This is a genomic window from Amycolatopsis sp. NPDC004772 (genome assembly GCF_053601215.1).
Window position 1 is genome coordinate 24,740 of the sequence record NZ_JBSGBK010000018.1, and the last position, 17,582, is coordinate 42,321.

At 71.5% G+C, this 17,582-nt stretch carries 14 protein-coding genes and 1 pseudogene; 8 read left to right on the forward strand and 7 right to left on the reverse strand.

The features are described from left to right. Positions 1-8: 8 nt before the first annotated feature. The 3 genes from ACWEF6_RS14260 to ACWEF6_RS14270 are packed head-to-tail and all read right to left on the reverse strand — an operon-like array spanning position 9 to position 2,082. Complete coding sequence (locus ACWEF6_RS14260; RefSeq protein WP_310976596.1) at positions 9-392, reverse strand: RidA family protein; 384 nt, start codon at positions 390-392, stop codon at positions 9-11. Next, complete coding sequence (locus ACWEF6_RS14265; protein ID WP_310976598.1) at positions 392-1,150, reverse strand: IclR family transcriptional regulator; 759 nt, start codon at positions 1,148-1,150, stop codon at positions 392-394. The genes ACWEF6_RS14260 and ACWEF6_RS14265 overlap by 1 nt, the downstream gene beginning before the upstream one ends. Next, entirely contained in the window at positions 1,147-2,082 is a 936-nt protein-coding gene (locus tag ACWEF6_RS14270; RefSeq protein WP_449683381.1) for a sugar kinase, read from the reverse strand. Before ACWEF6_RS14270 ends, ACWEF6_RS14265 begins: the two co-directional genes overlap by 4 nt. A gap of 150 nt (positions 2,083-2,232) precedes the next feature. On the opposite strand from ACWEF6_RS14270, the gene ACWEF6_RS14275 reads away from it, so the two are divergent. Genes ACWEF6_RS14275 through ACWEF6_RS14310 form a run of 8 tightly spaced genes read left to right on the forward strand, consistent with a single transcriptional unit; the run spans position 2,233 to position 12,192 of the window. After that, positions 2,233-3,540 (forward strand): amino acid deaminase, encoded by a 1,308-nt coding sequence (locus tag ACWEF6_RS14275; RefSeq protein WP_449683305.1) that lies wholly within the window; start codon positions 2,233-2,235, stop codon positions 3,538-3,540. Next, the gene (locus ACWEF6_RS14280) at positions 3,540-5,135 is read left to right on the forward strand and encodes an N-acyl-D-amino-acid deacylase family protein (RefSeq protein WP_449683306.1); all 1,596 of its coding nucleotides are present in this window, start codon (positions 3,540-3,542) and stop codon (positions 5,133-5,135) included. The genes ACWEF6_RS14275 and ACWEF6_RS14280 overlap by 1 nt, the downstream gene beginning before the upstream one ends. Beyond that, a complete protein-coding gene (locus ACWEF6_RS14285; RefSeq protein WP_449683307.1) occupies positions 5,132-6,520 on the forward strand; it encodes a GntP family permease in 1,389 nt (462 codons plus the stop codon). Before ACWEF6_RS14280 ends, ACWEF6_RS14285 begins: the two co-directional genes overlap by 4 nt. A gap of 48 nt (positions 6,521-6,568) precedes the next feature. After that, positions 6,569-7,693 carry a lactonase family protein gene (locus ACWEF6_RS14290; protein WP_449683308.1) on the forward strand — a complete coding sequence of 375 codons (1,125 nt, stop codon included), beginning with the start codon at positions 6,569-6,571 and terminating at the stop codon, positions 7,691-7,693. 60 nt (positions 7,694-7,753) lie between these two features. Further along, entirely contained in the window at positions 7,754-9,037 is a 1,284-nt protein-coding gene (locus ACWEF6_RS14295) for an extracellular solute-binding protein (RefSeq protein ID WP_449683309.1), read from the forward strand. After that, a complete protein-coding gene (locus ACWEF6_RS14300; protein WP_396136992.1) occupies positions 9,037-9,984 on the forward strand; it encodes a carbohydrate ABC transporter permease in 948 nt (315 codons plus the stop codon). Before ACWEF6_RS14295 ends, ACWEF6_RS14300 begins: the two co-directional genes overlap by 1 nt. Next, entirely contained in the window at positions 9,975-10,823 is an 849-nt protein-coding gene (locus ACWEF6_RS14305) for a carbohydrate ABC transporter permease (RefSeq protein WP_449678664.1), read from the forward strand. The genes ACWEF6_RS14300 and ACWEF6_RS14305 overlap by 10 nt, the downstream gene beginning before the upstream one ends. Position 10,824: 1 nt before the next feature. Continuing rightward, positions 10,825-12,192, forward strand: coding sequence for a beta-N-acetylhexosaminidase (locus ACWEF6_RS14310; protein WP_449683310.1), 1,368 nt, complete (start codon positions 10,825-10,827; stop codon positions 12,190-12,192). Between the two features lie 2 nt (positions 12,193-12,194). Here the strand turns inward: ACWEF6_RS14310 and erm are convergent. The 4 genes and pseudogenes from erm to ACWEF6_RS14330 all read right to left on the reverse strand — a co-directional run. Then, a pseudogene (erm, locus tag ACWEF6_RS14315) lies at positions 12,195-12,932 on the reverse strand (23S ribosomal RNA methyltransferase Erm); the annotation flags it as partial. Between the two features lie 354 nt (positions 12,933-13,286). Beyond that, entirely contained in the window at positions 13,287-15,035 is a 1,749-nt protein-coding gene (locus ACWEF6_RS14320; RefSeq protein ID WP_449683311.1) for a M64 family metallopeptidase, read from the reverse strand. Positions 15,036-15,189: 154 nt separating this feature from the next. After that, positions 15,190-15,858 carry a response regulator gene (locus ACWEF6_RS14325; protein ID WP_310976622.1) on the reverse strand — a complete coding sequence of 223 codons (669 nt, stop codon included), beginning with the start codon at positions 15,856-15,858 and terminating at the stop codon, positions 15,190-15,192. Further along, on the reverse strand, positions 15,855-17,441 hold the full coding sequence (locus ACWEF6_RS14330) for a sensor histidine kinase (RefSeq protein WP_449683312.1): 1,587 nt from the start codon (positions 17,439-17,441) through the stop codon (positions 15,855-15,857). Before ACWEF6_RS14330 ends, ACWEF6_RS14325 begins: the two co-directional genes overlap by 4 nt. Positions 17,442-17,582: the final 141 nt, after the last annotated feature.

Consider the following 17,582-nt stretch of genomic DNA (forward strand, 5'->3'; position numbering starts at 1 on the left):
CCGGAGGGTCAGTCCAGCACGCAGAGCACGTCGATCTCGACGAGCAGCTCGCCCGGGAGCCCGACGTACACCGTCGTGCGGGCGGGCTGCGGCGCGTCGCCGATCAGCTCGTCGTACACCTCGTTGAACGGCGCGAAGTGCGCGGTGTCGGTCAGGTACACCCGGACCATGATCGCGTCCGCGAGGCTCGAGCCCGCCTCCGCCAGCACGGCCTCGATGTTCTTGAACGTCTGCCGGGTCTGGCCCGCGACGTCGTCGCCGACGACCGCGTTCGTCGCCGGGTCGAAGGCGACCTGGCCGGCGACCTGCAGCAGGTTCCCCTTGCGGACGGCCTGCGAGAACTTCGCCGGCGGCTTCGGCGCGTTCTCGGTGGAAACTGCCGTCTTGCTCATCAGTGCCCCTTTCCGTTCTCCGTCCATCCACTGTGGACGGAAGCTTCCCTGGTGGCGGCCCGCAGCTCGGGCACCAGCGCCAGCAGGCCTTCGTAGTCGAGCAATACCTTCGGCACCGACATCGACGCGGCGGCCAGCACCTCGCCGCCGGTTCCCCGGACCGGCGCCGCGATGCAGTGGATGAAGTCTTCGTGTTCGGCGTTGTCGACCGCGTACCCGCGCTCGGCCACGCGCTCCAGCTCCGCCAGGTACTCCGCGGGCGTGGTGATCGTGTTCGGCGTCCGCACCGGGTACTCGATCGACCGCGCGATCTCCTCGCGGCGGGCCACCGGCATGGCCGCGACCAGCACCTTCCCCACCGCCGTGCAGTGCAGCGGCGCGCGTTTGCCGATGCGCGAGTACATCCGCACCGAATGCCGGCCCTCGAACTTGTCGATGTAGACGACTTCGCCGTCCTCGTAGCTGGCGAGGTGCACGGTGTGCCCGGTGCGCGCGTTGAGCGCGGCCAGCGCCGGGTGGGCGCTGCGCCGGACGTCGAAGGAGTCCAGGGCCTGGTTGGCGAGGTCGAACATCGCGCTGCCCAGCCGGTAGTGGCGGGCGCCTTCGCGGCGGACGAAGTGGTGCTGTTCGAGGGTGCGCAGCAGCCGCAGCACCGTCGACTTGTGCACGCCGATCTCGTCGGCGAGGTCGTCGAGGGTCCGCGCGTCCTGCGCGATCGAGGTCAGCAACGTCAGCGCGCGGTCCAAGCTTTGACTCATGTCCGCACCACGCCCTCTCCGGTCAGCCGCGCCGAACGCCACTCGTCCGGGTCCGCGTGCAGCAGGGTATCCACGACCGCGCGCGGCAGCGGCACCCCGACGTCGTCGTGGGTGAGCAGGGTGACGGCGGCCTGCAGGTGCCCCTGCCGCAGCCGCTCCAGCGGGGTCGCGCCGCGCAGGGTCGCGGCGAGGAAGCCGGCGGCGAACGCGTCTCCGGCACCGACCGGCTCGACGACGTCGACCTTCAGCGCGGGCGCGAACAGCGGCTCCCCCTCGACCAGCGTCGCGCCGCGTTCGCCGTGCTTGACCACGAGCGTGCGCGGCTGCGGCAGCAGGGCCCGCAGCTCGGCCGGGTCGCCGGTCCCCCACACCCGCTGGGCCTCGTCGTCACCGGTCAGGACGATGTCCGCCCGAGCGGCCAGGTCGGCAAGCAGGCCGGGGTCGCGGCCGGTCCAGAGCGCCGGGCGCAGGTTGACGTCGAAGGAGATCAGCCGGTCGCCGCGGGGCAGCTCGAGCAGGGCACGCACCAGCGCCAGGCAGCTGTCCGACAGCGCCGGCGTGATGCCCGACAGGTGCAGCACGCGGACGCCGTCGAGGTTCAGCCGGTCCAGGAGCGACGGGCCCATCCCGGACGCGGCCGAGCCCGCCCGGTAGTAGCGCACCGGACTACCTTCGGCGCCGCTTTCCTTGACGTAGAGCCCGGTCGGGCGGGCCGGGTCGACCACGCACGCGCTGACGTCGACGCCGTGGGACGCGACCTCGCGCAGCATCGCCCGGCCGAACGGATCGTCCCCGACGGCGCTCACCCAGCCGCTGCGGATGCCCAGCGTCGGCAGGTTGCAGGCCACGTTCGACTCGGCGCCGCCGATGGTGCGCACCCAGCGCTTCACCTCGTCCGGCGGGCCGGGTTCGGCGGGCACGAACAGCGCCATCGTCTCGCCCACGCACAACACCTCGGGCCCGCTCGTCACTTTCCGTCTCCCTGCCTTCACCCCGTTGACCTGTGGCGACCCGGATGCTACACCTAGGGCACTCAAAATGCGCAACAGTCGTTGCAATATACGCAACAGAGGTCGCCGCCGATGAATGCACCCGCCGCTTTCACCCTGAACGCCGCCGCGCTCGACACGCTCCGCCGGGAGCGGATCGACTGGCGCTTCCGCTCGGCCGCCCCCGCCCTGACCGGGCTCACCCTGGAAGAAGCCGCGGACCGCAGGCTGAACCTGTTCGCCGACGGGTTCTTCGCCCCCTTCGTCGTCCTCGACGACGAAGCACTCGAACACAACCTGCGGACGATGGCCGCGTGGTGCGCCGCGCGGGGCGTGGTGCTCGCGCCGCACGGCAAGACGACCATGGCACCCCAGCTCTTCGCGCGCCAGGCGGAGCACGGCGCCTGGGGCGTGACCTGCGCGAACGCCGGTCACCTCCGGATCTACCGCACCTTCGGGGTGTCCCGGATCCTACTGGCCAACCAGCTCCTCGACCGCGCAGGTCTGCGGTGGCTGGCCGCCGAACTGGCGGCCGACCCGGACTTCGAGTTCCTCTGCTGGGTCGACTCGGTCCGCGGCGTCGAGCTGATGACGGCGGCCCTCGAAGGCGCCGAGCGCCCGGTGGACGTCCTGGTCGAACTCGGCGCCGACGGCGGCCGCACCGGTGTCCGCGACACCGCGACCGCGCTGGCGGTCGCCGAAGCCGTCCAGGCGAGCCCGGTGCTGCGGCTGCGCGGCACCGGGGGCTACGAGGGCGCGCTGTCGCACGGCACCGACGAAGCGGCGCTGACCAAGATCAGCTCCTATGTGGACGGTCTGCGCGACTTGGCGATCTCGTTCGCCGGTAAAGGATTCCTCGACGGGCAGATCATCGTCACCGCCGGCGGCAGCGCCTACTTCGACCAGGTCGCGAACGAGCTGACGAAGCCGTGGCCGGACGGCCTCGACGTGCTGCCGGTGCTGCGCAGCGGCGCCTACCTGACCCACGACGACGGCTTCTACCGCGAAATCTCCCCGCTGGGCGACCACCCGCGCATCGACGGCGTCGACTCCTTCCGGCCGGCGCTGCGGGCGTGGGCGCAAGTGACGTCGAAGCCGTCGGACGAGCTCGCGCTGCTCACCATCGGCAAGCGCGACGCGTCCTTCGACGAGGGCCTGCCCGAGCCGCAGCTGCGCCGGACCCCGGACGGGCCCGCGGAGCCCCTCGACGGCCACGTCGTCACGAAGCTGAACGACCAGCACGCCTTCCTCGCGCTGCCGCCGGGGTCGCCGGTCGAGGTCGGCGACTGGATCGGGCTCGGCCTTTCCCACCCGTGCACGGTGTTCGACAAGTGGCCGCTGCTGCCGGTGACCGCGGCCGACGGCGAAACCGTCGTCGACTACGTCCGGACGTGGTTCTGATGGACGTCGTCGTCAGGAACGCGATGGTCGCCGACGGCACCGGCGGGCCGCTCGCCCGCCACGACGTCGGCATCGACGGCGGGAAGATCGCGGACGTCGCCGACCCGGGGTCGCTGACCGGCGGCCGGGCCATCGACGCCGACGGCCTGGTGCTCGCGCCCGGGTTCATCGACATGCATTCGCACTCCGACCTGCAGCTGCTGGCCAACCCGGAGCACCCGGCGAAGATCACCCAGGGCGTCACGACCGAGGTTCTCGGCCAGGACGGGCTGTCGTACGCGCCGGTCGACGACGTCGTGCTCGAAGCGCTGCGGCAGCAGCTCGCCGGGTGGAACGACGACCCGGTGGGGTTCGACTGGAACTGGCGCTCGGTCGGCGAGTACCTCGACCGCCTCGACCGGGGCATCGCCGTCAACGCGGCTTACCTGGTGCCGCAGGGCACGGTCCGGATGCTCGCCGTCGGCTGGGACGACCGGCCCGCCACGGACGCCGAGCTGGACCGGATGAAAGAGCTGGTCGCGACGGGCCTCGCCGAGGGTGCGATGGGGATGTCGTCCGGCCTCACCTACACGCCCGGGATGTACGCGGAGACGAGCGAGCTGGTCGAGCTGTGCCGGGTGGTCGGCGAGCTGGGCGGGTTCTACAGCCCGCACCACCGCAGCTACGGCAAGGGCGCGCTGGAGGCGTTCGCCGAGATGATCGACGTCTCGCGCCGCTCGGGCTGTCCGCTGCACCTGGCCCACGCGACGATGAACTTCTCGGTCAACAAGGGCAAGGCGCCCGACCTGCTGAAGCTGCTGGACGACGCTCTCGACGACGGCTGCGACATCTCCCTCGACACCTACCCGTACCTGCCGGGCGCGACCTACCTGAGCGCGCTGCTGCCGAGCTGGGCCACCGAAGGCGGCCTCGACGCCACCCTCGCCCGGCTGTCCGATGTGGACGAACGCGAGCGGATCCGCGTGGAGATCGAAGAGTCCGGTTCGGACGGTGCGCACGGCGTCCCGATCGACTGGGACGCCATCGAAATCAATGGCGTCCGCAACGAGCACAACGCCCACCTCGTCGGGCACAGCGTCGCCGCGTCGGCGCGCACGCAAGGCACCGAACCGGCGAAGCTGTACTTCGACACGCTGCTCGACGAACGGCTCGGGACGTCGTGCTTGATGCACGTCGGGCACGAGGAGAACGTCCAGGCCATCATGCGGCACGCCACGCACACCGGCGGCAGCGACGGGCTGCTCGTCGGCGCCCGGCCGCACCCGCGGGCGTGGGGCACGTTCCCGCGCTACCTGGCCCGGTACGTCCGTGAGCTGGGCGTGCTGGACCTCGCCGAGTGCGTCGCCCACCTGACCGGGCGGGCCGCGCGGCGGCTGCGGCTGGCCGACCGCGGGCTGGTCCGCGCCGGGTACGCCGCCGACCTGGTGCTGTTCGACCCGGAAACGATCGCCGACACCGCCACCTTCGAGGACCCGCGGCAAGCCGCCACCGGCCTCACCCACGTCTTCGTCAACGGCGTCGCCGCCCTCGACGACGGAACCCCCACCGGCGCCCTCGCCGGCCACTCCCTGCGCAACCCCCGGAGAGCCCGATGATCCACTGGCTGCAACACACCACGGGCGGGCTGCTGACGCTCGCCGCCGTCTCGATCGCCGTCCTGCTGGTGCTGATCATCAAGCTCAAGCTGGAGCCGTTCATCGCGCTGATCGTCGTCGGCCTGCTGACCGCGCTGGCCGCCGGCCTGCCGGTCGGGACGATCGTCGGCTCGGCCCAGAAGGCGTCGGACTCCCTATTGGAAAAGGGGTTCGGCAGCATCCTCGGGCACATCACGGCGATCATCGGCCTCGGCACGATCCTCGGGTCGATCCTGGAACGCTCGGGGGGCGCGAAGGTGCTGACCAGCGCGTTGCTGCGCTCGTTCGGCGAGAAGCGGGCGCCGCTGGCCATGGGGGTCGCCGGGTTCGTCTTCGGCATCCCGGTGTTCTTCGACATCGGCATCTTCGTGCTGGCCCCGCTGGTCTACGTCGCCGCGCGGCAGGGCGGCAGGTCGCTGGTGCTGTACGCGATGCCGCTGCTGGCCGGCCTGTCGATCACGCACGCCTTCCTGCCGCCGCACCCCGGCCCGGTGGCCGCGGCCGGGCTGCTGCACGTCGAGCTCGGCTGGATCATCCTGATGGGCCTGGCCTGCGGGATCCCGGCGTTCCTCATCGGCGGCGTGCTGTACTCGACGTGGATCGGCAAGCGGATCACCGTCGACGTGCCCGAGGACATGGTCTTCGCCGAGGAAGAGGGCGAGCGCGAGGACAACCCGCCGTCGCTGGGCCTGGTCGCGGCGATCATCGCGGTGCCGCTGGTGCTGATCCTGGCCGGCACGTTCGGCAGCATCTGGCTGCCGAAGGGGTCCGCGCTCGCCGGTGTCGCCGCGTTCATCGGCACCCCGGCCGTCGCCTTGACCGTCGCCGTCCTGCTCGCGTCCTGGCTGCTGGGCCTGCGGCGCGGGTTCACCGGCAAGGACCTCAACGAGCTGGCCGCGAAGTCGCTGCGGCCGGTCGCGATGATCCTGCTGGTCGTGGGCGCGGGCGCGTTCTTCGGCGCGGTGCTCTCGGCGACCGGGATCGGCAAGGCCGTGGCCGATTCGCTGCACGACGCCGGCCTGCCGGTGCTGCTCGCGGCGTACGTGATCAGCTGCGGCATGCGGATCGCGCAGGGGTCGGCGACCGTCGCCATCGTGACCACGAGCGGCATCATCGCGCCGACCGTGGCCCAGCTCGGGTATTCGCAGATCCAGCTGGCGCTGCTCGTGATGGCGATCTCGGCCGGGTCGATCATCGCTTCGCACGTCAACGACGGCGGCTTCTGGATCGTTTCGCGGTACTTCAACCTCACCGTGCCGCAGACGCTGAAGTCGTGGACCGCGCTGGAAACCGTGCTTTCCCTTTCGGGATTCGGGACTTCGGCATTGCTCATGGCCGTGGTCTAGACCATACTGGAGTCCGTCACCGCCGAAACCCGTTGGGAGACAAAGACGATGACCGGACTTTCCCGCCGCACGTTCCTCGGCGCCGCGGCCGGCGCGGGGGCCGCCACCGTCCTGGGCAGCCAGCTCGCTTCGGCGGCCACCACGTCGAAAGGCTGCTTCGCCGGAGGAACCGTGTACATCGGCAGTTACACCAGCGGGGCGAACGGGCACGGGCTCGACGTCACGACCCGGTCCGGCGCCACGCTGAACCCCGTCCGCACGGTGCCCGGCATCGCCGACGCCTCCTGGTTCGACCGCAGCGCCGACGGCAAGACGCTGTACGTCACCAACGAAGGTGACCCGAACGGGTCCGTCTCGGCGCTGAACATCGCCGACCCCGCGAACCCGAAGCTGCTCAACAAGGTTTCGTCGAAGGGCGGGGCGCCGACGCACCTTTCGGTGCATTCGAGCGGGAAGTACGTGCTGGCCGCGAACTACAGTTCCGGCAGCGTGGTCGTGCTGCCGATCCTGGCCGGCGGCAAGCTCGGCGCGGCCACCGACCTGGTGACCCACCACGCCGACTCCGGCCAGGCGCACGCCCACCAGGTCGTCAACGACCCGACCGGCCGCTGGGTGCTTTCCGTGGACCTCGGCGCCGACTCGGTCTACGTCTACGGCTTTTCCGCCGGGAAGCTTTCGCTGCACCAGCAGCTGAAGCTGCCCGCCGGAGCCGGGCCGCGGCACCTGGCGTTCGACCGCACCGGGAAGTTCGCCTACATCCTCCAGGAACTGCGGGCGGAGGTGACGGTGGCGAGCTGGGACGCGGCCACCGGCACGCTGAAGGCGCTTTCGGTCGTCCCGGCCGTACCCGCCGGGAGCACCGGCGAGCTGTACCCGGGCGAACTCATCCTGTCGCGGGACGGGAAGTTCGCCTACGCCACCGTCCGCGGCCCCAATATACTGGCCACCTTCACCGTTTCCGGCGCCACGCTGAAGCTGGTGTCCACGGTGCCCACCGGCGGGAACTGGCCGCGGCACGTGGCCCTCGACCCGTCCGAAAGCTGGTTCTACGTCTCGAACCGGCGCTCCGGCACCGTCACCTGGCTGCCACGCGACCCGGCCACCGGCCTGCCCGGCGCGGTCGCCGGACAGCTCGCCGTCGGCAGCGTCAACTCCGTCTACTTCGCCTCGTGAGTGGTAAGGCGGGTTAGAACCCGCCTTACCACTCACGAGGGCACTCACGGGAGGTTCACCATGAGACTGCGCCGCACCCTGCCCCTCGCCGCCGGGCTGGCCCTCCTGGCCGGCTGTGCGCCCACCCAGTCCGCCCCCGCGGGCGGCGGCGGGGACGACAAGACCGGCACCGTCCGCGTCTGGCTGTTCGACGAGGCCAACCGCGCGCCGAAGGAGGCCGCGGTCAAGGACGCCATCACCGAGTTCAAGGCGGCTCACTCCGGCGTCGAGGTCGACGTCCAGTGGGTGCCGGTCGAGGGCCGCGCCGACAAGTTCTCCGGCGCCTTCAACGACCCGGCCAACGCCCCGGACGTCGCCGAGTTCGGCAACACCGACGTCTCCAGCTACGCCGCCACCGGGGCGCTGGCCGACCTGACCGGCGACCTCGCGGCGTGGCCGGAGGCCAAGGATCTCATCCCGACCGTGCTGGACACCGCCAAGTCCGGCGGCCAGACCTACGGCCTGCCCTGGTACACCGGCATCCGGGCGCTCTACTACCGCACCGACGTCTTCACCGAGCTCGGCTTGAAGCCACCGGCCACGCTGGCCGAGCTGACCGACGCCGCCCGCCGGATCCGCGCGGCCAAGCCCGAACTCTACGGCATCGCCGTCGGCGGCAAGTACACCTACGCGATGCTGCCCTTCCTCTGGGCCAACGGCGGTGAGCTGGCGCAGGAACAGGGCGGCAAGTGGACCTCGGCGGTCACCGGTGAGCAGGCCAAGGCCGGCGTCACGCAGTACGCGAGCCTGCTCAAGGACGACATCTGCCCGCCCGCGCAGTGCGCGAACCTGACCGGCACGCAGAGCGTCACGGCGTTCGCCGGCGGCAAGGCCGGGATGACGATCGGCGGCGACTTCAACCGCAAGGCCGTCGAACAGGGCTCGGTGAAGGGCAAGTACGCCGTCGTCCCGATCCCGGGCCTGACTGTGGGAAGCACCGCCCCCGCGTTCGCCGGCGGCAACCTGCTCGGCATGTTCAAGGCGAGCAAGCACCGCAGCCTGGCGCTGGAGTTCGTCGAGCTGCTGGGCGGCGCGAAGTACCAGGAGAAGATGTACACGGCGATGGGCAACCTGCCGACGCTGAGCACCGTGCAGCAGAAGCTCGCGGCGAACGACCCCTTCCTCGAGCCGTTCGTCGACACGCTGAAGGCGGGCACGAAGTTCGTCCCGGCGACGCCGGCGTGGTCGAAGATCGACAGCCAGAACGTGCTGCCGACGGCCGTGCAGCAGATCGCCACCGGCGGCAAGGACCCGGCGGCGGCCCTGGGCGACGCGGCCGCGGCGATGAACAAGGCCTTCGGCTAGTGGTGACGCTCCAGGACGCCCCTTCCGTCACGGCCCCCGCGCGGCGGCCGCGGCGGAAGGGGGACGGCCGGGCCGCCGCGCTCTACCTCGCCCCGGCGGGCATCCTGCTCGCCGCGCTGCTGGCCTACCCGATCTACCAGCTCGTCCTGATTTCGTTCTACGACTACGGCCAGCCGCAGGCCGCGGGCAACGCGCCGCTGGTGTTCCTCGGCTTCGCGAACTACGCGGACCTGCTGTCCCAGGCGCAGTTCTGGACCGTGCTCGGCAAGACGGTCGGGTTCGCCGCGGCGTGCGTCGTCGGCTCGCTCGTCGTCGGCACCGGGCTCGCGGTGCTGGCTTCGCGGGTGCGTTCGCTGCCCCGGATGCTGCTGTTCCTGGCCGCGCTGGGTGCGTGGTCGACGCCGGCGATCGCGGGCTCCTACGTCTGGCTGTTCCTCTTCGACACCGACTTCGGGCTGGTCAACGAGGTGCTGTCCGGCTTGGGGCTGCCGTTCGAGCACCACTCGTGGACGTTCGGCACGCTCGGCGCGTTCGGGCTGGTCGCGGCCGAGGTGATCTGGTGCTCGTTCCCGTTCGTGCTGGTCACGATGTACGCGGGCATCAAGGGCGTGCCGGACGAGGTGCTCGAAGCGGCGTCGCTCGACGGCGCGTCGGCGTGGCGCACGACGTGGACGATCGTGCTGCCGATGGTGCGGCCGCTGCTGATGATCGCGACCGTCCAGTCGATCATCTGGGACTTCAAGGTGTTCACCCAGATCTACGTGATGACCAACGGCGGCGGCGTGGCCGGGCGGAACCTCGTGCTCAACGTGTATGCGTACCAACAGGCTTTCGCCGGGCAGGAGTACGGCCTCGGCTCGGCGATCGGAGTCGTGATGACACTGTTGCTGCTGTCGGTGACCGGGCTGTACGTCCGGTCGCAGCGCCGGAGCGCGGCATGGCTGTGAAGCGTCCTGGGCGGCTGATCGCCGAAGTCGTCACGGTCGTGATCGCCGGGATCGTGGCGTTCCCGCTGTACTGGATGCTGCTGTCGGCGCTGAAGCCGGCGGGCGAAATCCAGTCGGCGTCACCGAAGCCCTGGACGTTCAGCCCCTCGTTCGACAGCTTCTCGCGGGTGCTGACGGTGTCGGGGTTCGGGCGGTACTTCGTCAACAGCCTGCTCGTGGCCCTCGTCGTCGTGGTTCTGTCGCTGCTGCTGTCGTTCCTCTCGGCCGTGGCTTTGACGCGGTTCTCGTTCAAGGGGCGGACCGTGCTCCTGGTGATGACGCTGGTCGCGCAGATGGTGCCGGTGGAAGCGCTGACCATCCCGCTGTTCTTCCTGATGCGGTCCCTCGGCGGGGCTGTGCCGGCGCTGGGTCTCAACGAGCTGGGGTCGCTGGTGCTGGTGCACCTGGCGTTCAGTCTGCCGTTCGCGATCTGGATGCTGCGCGGGTTCGTCGCCGCGGTGCCGGTGGAACTCGAAGAGGCGGCGAAGCTCGACGGCGCGTCGCGGATGCGGTTCACCTGGCAGATCCTGTTCCCGCTGGTGGCGCCCGGGCTGGTCGCGGTCAGCGTGCTCGCGTTCATCCACGCGTGGAACGACTTCCTGTTCGCCAAGACGTTCATCGTGTCCAAGACCGAGAACCAGACGCTGCCGCAGGCGATTCTCGTGTTCTTCAAGCCGGAGGACACGGACTGGGGCGCGGTGATGGCGTCCTCGACGCTGATGACGATCCCGGTGCTGGTGTTCTTCGTCCTCGTCCAACGACGGCTGGTGTCCGGCATGGCCGGCGCCGTGAAGGGCTGACATGGCTTTCGACACCCTGCTCCCCCGGCCGGTTTCGGTCACACCCCGGCCCGGCTCGTGCCCGTGGCCGTCCAGTGTGGACGTCCGAGCCGCTTCCCTGCCACCTGAGGGGTACCGGCTCTCCCTTGCCCCTTCCGGCGTGGTTCTGGAGGTGGCCGATCCCGCCGGGGAGGTCTACGGGCGGGAGACGTTGCGGCAGCTGGCGGGGCCTGCGGCGTTCCGGGTGGCCGGCTTCGCGCCTTCGTCGTTGCCGTGCGGGGTCGTCGAGGACCATCCCCGCTTCGGCTGGCGCGGCTGCCTGCTCGACGTCGCCCGGCACTTCCGGACGAAGGCGGAGGTGCTCCGGTTCGTCGACCTGCTGGCCGCGCACAAGCTGAACGTGCTGAACCTGCACCTCACCGACGACCAGGGCTGGCGCTTCGAGGTCCCGGCATTCCCCCGGCTGACGTCGGTGGGCGGCTGGCGGCCGTCGTCGATGGTGGGCAGCGGCGGCGAGCAGGACGGCCGTCCGCACGGCGGCTTCTACACGGGCGACGACCTGCGGGAGATCGTGGCGTACGCGGCTTCCCGGGCGGTCACGGTGGTGCCGGAGATCGACATCCCGGGACACGCGCGGGCGGCTCTCGCGGCCTACCCTTCCTTGGGGACTTCGTCGTCCTACGAAGTCTGGGATTCCTGGGGCATCAGCACTTCGCTGCTTTCGCCGACACCGTCCACTTTGGACTTCTTCCGGCAGGTGTTCGACCACCTGCTGGACATCTTCCCGTCCCTGGTGATCGCTTTGGGCGGCGACGAGACGCCGGGGGCGACCGACGAGCACCGCGCGTTCGTCCGGGAGCTGGCCGCGCACCTGGTGTCCCGCGGCCGCACGCCGATGGGCTGGGACGAGGTCCTCGACATCGACGGCCTCCCCCCGATGGTGATCGGCGCGTGGCGCAACGAGGAAGCGGGCCGGCGCGCGGCGGCCCTCGGGCACGACGTGGTGATGTGCCCGGAGCAGCACGTGTACCTGGACCACCGGCAGTCGGCGGACCCCGCCGAGCCGATCCCGGTCGGCTGGGTCCACACGCTGGAGGACGTGTACGGGTACTCGCCGGCGTTGGAGGGCGAGCGGCTGCGCGGGGTGCAGGCGCAGGTGTGGAGCGAGCACCTGGACAGCGTGCGGCGGGTGGACTACATGGCCTTCCCGCGGCTGTCGGCGTTTGCGGAGGTGGCTTGGAGTTCCGGGCCGCGGGACTACGCGGAGTTCCTGCCGAGGTTGCGGGACCATCATTTGCCGCGGCTGGACGCGCTCGGTGTCGAGTACCGGCCGCTGGACGGGCCGCACCCGTGGCAGCTGCGGCCGGGGGTGCCGGGCCGGCCGCGCTAGCCGTTCCACAACGCGGCCCACTGCGTCGGCGTGAGGTCACGCGGCAGGGCGCTTGGCGGGATGTCGGCGGCCTTCAGGGTGGCGCGCCAGGGTCCCGGGGCGACGTCCGCGAGGATGCGCTCGATCCCGCGGCCGCGCCCGGTGAAGACGTTGCGCACGAACTGTTCGTAGCCGGCCCGCTCGGCCGGGTCGACGAGCGGGTCACGCCGTCGGGAAACGGTGAAGAGACCGCCGTCGACACTCGGTTTCGGCCGGAACCCGCCGGCCGGGACGCGTCCGTGCAGGGTGAAGCCGAACCAGGGCGCGGTCTGGGCGGTCAGCATCGTCCGGCCGCCGACGCCGGCGCGTTTGCGCGCCACCTCCCACTGCGTGAGGAGGACGGCCTCGGCCCAGTCACCGGCGGTGAGAAGGCGCCGCAGGATCGGCGTGGTGAGGTGGAACGGCAGGTTGCCGACGACGACCGGCCGGTACAAGGGGATCCGCAGGGCATCGCCGTGGACGACGGACACCGACGGAAGGTGTTCGCGGAGCCGGCGCACGCGGTGCTCGTCGAGGTCGACGGCCCGGACGTCACGCCCGAGCCTCGCGAGCCGCCGGGTGATCGCGCCGTCCCCGGCGCCGATCTCGAGGATCGGGCCTTCGGTTTCGCGGACGAGCCGGACGATCGTGCGGATGGTCGGGAGGTGGTGCAGGAAGTTCTGGCCGAGTTCGTGCCGGCCGCCGTGGACGGAGCGGGACAAGGGAGGCACTCCAGACTTGCGGAATGGAGCACCCGGCGGGTCGCTCGACCGCCTCCGGGTGCCGGGGCATCCGGAAGTACGGCGCGATCGGATCTTCAGCGAGACGCGCCGTCAGGCGCGGCGGAGCCGCTGAGCCTCACGCCCGCAGGCGGCCATCCACAAGGTTCCCATGGCCGAGGAGGGTACAAGCCGGTGGCGGCGCCGGGCGATTGATTTACGGCGGCGGGGCACGGTGGTCCGGCCCGAACGGCACGCGGACGCCCGAACCGGCACCCGCCCAGACCTGCCCCACCACCCGAAACCGCCCGAGTCAGCGTGCGGTGTTCTCCACAGCCACCAGTGAGTGTGGACAACTCACGGCAACAGCGTCACCGTGACCGACTTCGTCGGGCCCACGTTGCCCGCCGCGTCGATGGAACGGTACTCGATGCGGTGCTTGCCGTAGCCCGGCTTGCGGTCCGCGAACGGGGACACCGTCAACCCGCCCTCGCCCAGGTTTCCGTACGCCAGGCCGTCGATCTCCGTGCCGCGGGCCGTGAACGAGTACGGGGCCGCCGGGTCTGTCGGCCAGCCGTAGTACTTGTGCCAGCCGTCGCCGTCCACGCGGAACTCCGGCATTCCGTCGGGCGAGGAAAGCCGCATCGTGAACGAGCCGTGGTACTCCGCTCCCGGCGGGAACTCCGCCGTGGTGGCCGGCCCGGCCGCGTCCACCGTCCAGGTCAACGTCGTGCCGCCCGTCGTCGCGGTGAGGGTGTGCGTGCCGCGGGAAAGGTCGAGTGCGTAGTCGGGGCCCGTGCCGGCGAAGCGGCCGTCCAGCATCCAGGCCACCGAAGGGATCGAGCCCGTCGGCTCGCCGGTTTCGACGTACACCACGTCGTGGCCGCCGACCGGCCGGGTCACCGGGGTCGAAGCCACCACCGCCGGGCCGCTCGCCGGCGGTGTGACCACCGACGTGTCGACCGTCCAGGTGCGCGTCGCGGACGGGCGGACCGCCGGGTCGCGGACGAACGGCGTCGGGTCGGTCACCGTTGCCGTCAGCACGTGGCGGCCGGGCCGGACGTGCGCGCGGCGCAGGTCGACCGCGTCCCGGCCCGGCAGCGCCACGCCGTCGAGGGTCCAGCGGATGTCCAGGCGATGGCTCACCGGGTGCATCGGGCGCACCCGGACCACCCGGTCGGCGCCGATCGTGCCCGCCGGCGTGCCGCCGGCCAGCAACGGCACCTTCGCCGAAATCCGCTGCGTCATCCGCTCGCGGCCGACCTGGTCGAACGCGTAGCCGAGCGTCTTCATCATCGAGTGCCGGCTCGGCCGCCACACCCCGGTCTGGGTGTACAGCCCGCCCTCGAAGCGGCCGATCGTGCCGCCGGACTCGCTCGGTTCGCCGAGCCAGCGCCACCACTTCGCGTGCTGGGCGCGCATCTGCGGCTCGGTGAGCAGGGTGTGGTGGACCGAGTCCGGCTCGCCGCCCTCGTACGCGCCGCCCGGGACGTTGCGCGCGTAGTAGTCGTACTCGTCGTCGAGGCCGCCGAGCGAGTGGCCGAGCTCGTGCGGCGAGATCAGCGCGGACAGCGCGTTGCCGCCGGACGCCGTCGCGTAGGTGCCGCCCGCGCCGCCGTACGTGGTGCTGTTGCCCAGGGCGAGGATCTGGCGGTTCGCGCGGGTCGTGCCCGGCACGAGGTCGGCGTACCGCTGGGCCGCCTCGTCGTCGACGGTCAGCAGCCGCTGCACGCTCTGCGGGTTGCAGCCGCCCCAGAACCCCATGTCCAGCGGGGTGTCCCGGCGGGGCGCGTCGAGCCCGGGGTCACAGTCCACACCGGACTCCGGTGAGGCGATCGACACGGCGTAGACGTTGAAGTAGCTGCGGTAGGACTTGAACGGCTCGAGCGACCACAGGGTGCTGACGTGCCGTTCGACGTCGGCGAAGAACTTCGGTTGTTCGGCGGCGGTGTAGCCATCCCCGAGGACGACGAGGTTGAACCGCTGCGCGACCGGGCCGGTGACCTGGACCTCGGTGACGGTGGCCGCCGGCTCGGCGGCCTGCGCGGGAGCGGCGATCCCGGCGGTGAAAACCAGCGCTGCGACAAACCCGGTCCACTTTCGCATGGTCCCGGTCTACCGCAGTGGGTTCGGCTCCGGAACCGCCGGAAGTCGGGCTATCCTCCAGCCATGCGTTCCGACGTCCGGCGCGCCCGCGCTCGGCCCGGGCTCACGGACGTCTACGCGAAGCTCGCCCAGCTCCTGCTCGACCGGCTCTAACTCACACCCGGGTCAGCCGGTACCAGACCTCCGGCCGCCCGACCTGGCCGTAGTGCGGCTCGCGGTGGGCCAGCCCGTTGTCCGCCAGGTACTCCAGGTACCTGCGGGCCGTCACCCGGGAGGCCCCGATCGCCGCGGCCGCCGCGCCCGCCGAAAGTCCTTCCGCCGCGCCGGAAAGCGCGTCGGTGATCGCCTCCAGGGTCTGGCCGCTCATGCCCTTCGGCAGCGGCGGCTGCTCGGTCGTGCGCAGCGCGCCGAGGGCCCGGTCGATCTCCGCCTGGCCGGTGACCTCGCCGGAGGCGTCGCGGAATTCCGCGTAGCGCTCCAGCTTTTCGCGCAGGGTCGCGAAGGTGAACGGCTTGAGCAGGTACTGCACCACGCCGACCGAGACCGCCGCCTTGACCAGGCCGAGGTCGCGGGCCGACGTCACGGCGATGACGTCGATCGGCAGGCCGGCCGCGCGCAGCGAGCGGCAGACCGCCAGGCCGTGCGTGTCCGGCAGGTAGAAGTCCAGCAGCACCAGGTCGACCGGCTCGCGTTCGCAGAACCGCAGCGCCTCGCCGCCGGAGTGCACCACCCCCGCCACCACGAACCCGGGGAGCCGCTCGACGTACACCCGGTGGGCCTCCGCGGCGACCGGCTCGTCCTCCACCACCAGCACGCGGATCACCGGCCCGCCTCCTGCCGCGGCAGCCGCACGGTGAACACCGCGCCGCCGTCGCGCCCGACCTCGATCGTGCCGCCGTAGCGGCGCACCGCCTGCCCGACGAGCGCGAGGCCGAGCCCGTGGCCGTCCTCGGCCTTCGTCGACCACCCGCGCCGGAACACGTCGGCGTCCTCGGGCACGCCGGGCCCGGAGTCGGCGACGCGCAGGAGCAGCCCGTCTTCGCCGGTGCGGGCGGTGACGACGACCTTCGGGTGCCCGGTGCCGCGCACGGCCGCGTCGAGGCCGTTGTCGATCAGGTTGCCGAGGATGGTCACGAGGTCGCGGGCTTCGACGCCGAGCGAGACGTCGTCGATGACGGTGTCCGGCGTGACCGTCAGCTCCACCCCGCGCTCGCTCGCCTCGGCCGCCTTGCCCAGCAGCAGCGCGGCGAGCACCGGCTCGGCGACGGCACCGACGACCCGGTCGGTCAGCTCCTGGGCGAAGGCGAGCTCCGCCGTGGCGAACTCGACGGCCTGCTCGGGTTTGCCGATCTCGACCAGGGAAACGACGGTGTGCAACCGGTTCGCGGCCTCGTGCGCCTGCGACCGCAGCGCTTCGGCCAGGCCGCGGGCGGTGGTCAGCTCGCCGGTCAGCGACTGCAGCTCGGTGTGGTCGCGCAGGACGACGACAGTGCCCTGCGCGCGGCCGCCCGAGCGGACGGCGGTGGTGCTGACCAGCAGCACGCGCGAGTCCGTCAGGTGCAGTTCCTCGGCCCGGTTCTCCGCCGACGTGAACGCCTCGGCCAGCCCGTCGGGCAGGCCCAGCGTCGCCAGGTCGCGGCCCACCGGGTCGGAGTCGAGGCCGAGGAGCGCGCGGGCGCCGTCGTTGCAGAGCCCGATCCGCCCGTCGCGGCCGACGAGCAGCACGCCTTCGCGGACCGAATGCAGGACGGCTTCGTGGTACTCGAAGAGGTTGCTCAGCTCGTCGGGCGCGACGCCCCGGGTCTGGCGCCGCAGCCGGGCGCTGATCAGCCAGCCGCCGAGCGCGCCGACCACCAGCACCGCGGCGGCCACGCCGAAGAGCGGCCAGAGCCGTTCGCGCAGCTCGGCCGAGATCGCCGCGACGGTGATCCCGACCGCGACCAGCGCGACGACCCGGTGCCCGGCGCCGAACACCGGCACGACCGTGCGCACCGACGGGCCGAGCGAGCCGGTGTAGGTCTCGGTGAGGTCCTCGCCCCGCTGCGCCTTGCCGATGTTCCCGATGTAGTGCTGGCCGATCAGGGCCGGGTTCGGGTGCGTGTAGCGGATCCCGGCCGGGCTCATGATCGTGATGAAGTCGACCTGGGTGTGGGTTTGTACGAGCAGCGCGAACGGCTGCAGCGTCGCGCTCGGGTCCGGCGTGGTCACCGCGGCGGCGACGGTGGGCGCGTCGGCGACCGTCATGGCGACCGCGCGGACCTGGTCGCGCGCGTTCTCGTTCACCGCCCGCTGCGCGTCGATCCAGGCGAAGGTGATCCCGGCGCCGGCCAGCACGCAGAGCACCACCAGCTGCAGCACGAGCAGCTGGCGCGCCAGGCTCCAATGGGACCGCAACGTCGGAGGCACCTCCTCATACCAGCACACCGCGCGCGCCGGTGTCCGAACGGGACGGTGCGATCATCACACGAACTCAATGAACACAAGTGAGCCGGATCACCGAACTGGGCCTACAGTGTGCCGCAACCTGAACACCCCTAGCTGGAGGCA

Coding starts and splice junctions, on each gene's coding strand:
- ACWEF6_RS14265 (WP_310976598.1), bottom strand. CDS start 1,150: ATGAGTCAAAGCTTGGACCGCGCGCTGACGTTGCTGACCTCGATCGCG.
- ACWEF6_RS14270 (WP_449683381.1), bottom strand. CDS start 2,082: ATGGCGCTGTTCGTGCCCGCCGAACCCGGCCCGCCGGACGAGGTGAAG.
- ACWEF6_RS14260 (WP_310976596.1), bottom strand. CDS start 392: ATGAGCAAGACGGCAGTTTCCACCGAGAACGCGCCGAAGCCGCCGGCG.
- ACWEF6_RS14285 (WP_449683307.1), top strand. CDS start 5,132: ATGATCCACTGGCTGCAACACACCACGGGCGGGCTGCTGACGCTCGCC.
- ACWEF6_RS14310 (WP_449683310.1), top strand. CDS start 10,825: ATGGCTTTCGACACCCTGCTCCCCCGGCCGGTTTCGGTCACACCCCGG.
- ACWEF6_RS14295 (WP_449683309.1), top strand. CDS start 7,754: ATGAGACTGCGCCGCACCCTGCCCCTCGCCGCCGGGCTGGCCCTCCTG.
- ACWEF6_RS14280 (WP_449683306.1), top strand. CDS start 3,540: ATGGACGTCGTCGTCAGGAACGCGATGGTCGCCGACGGCACCGGCGGG.
- ACWEF6_RS14275 (WP_449683305.1), top strand. CDS start 2,233: ATGAATGCACCCGCCGCTTTCACCCTGAACGCCGCCGCGCTCGACACG.
- ACWEF6_RS14320 (WP_449683311.1), bottom strand. CDS start 15,035: ATGCGAAAGTGGACCGGGTTTGTCGCAGCGCTGGTTTTCACCGCCGGG.
- ACWEF6_RS14290 (WP_449683308.1), top strand. CDS start 6,569: ATGACCGGACTTTCCCGCCGCACGTTCCTCGGCGCCGCGGCCGGCGCG.
- ACWEF6_RS14305 (WP_449678664.1), top strand. CDS start 9,975: ATGGCTGTGAAGCGTCCTGGGCGGCTGATCGCCGAAGTCGTCACGGTC.